This window comes from Citrobacter sp. wls829 (genome assembly GCF_005280825.1).
Lineage (GTDB): Bacteria > Pseudomonadota > Gammaproteobacteria > Enterobacterales > Enterobacteriaceae > Citrobacter > Citrobacter gillenii.
Genome location: NZ_SZWP01000085.1, coordinates 1 through 221, shown reverse-complemented (window position 1 = coordinate 221; position 221 = coordinate 1). Strand labels below are relative to the sequence as shown.

1 tRNA gene is annotated in these 221 nt (G+C 47.5%); it reads right to left on the bottom strand.

Annotation, left to right across the window (positions count from 1 at the left end):
* Positions 1 to 86 precede the first annotated feature (86 nt).
* Positions 87 to 162, bottom strand: a tRNA-Ala gene (locus tag FDW88_RS18685).
* Positions 163 to 221: the final 59 nt, after the last annotated feature.

Below are 221 nucleotides of genomic sequence, written 5' to 3'. Positions count from 1 at the left end.
TGATCCAGATTTTTAAAGAGCAAAACTTCGCAGTGAACCTTTTCAGGTACACTCTGAAGTTTTCTTGTTTTGTTCGCAGTAAAGGATGGTGGAGCTATGCGGGATCGAACCGCAGACCTCCTGCGTGCAAGGCAGGCGCTCTCCCAGCTGAGCTATAACCCCATCGTAATACTTCATCTCTGTACCGATAATTTGTCCTGAGACAAGGCGTGGAATGACGA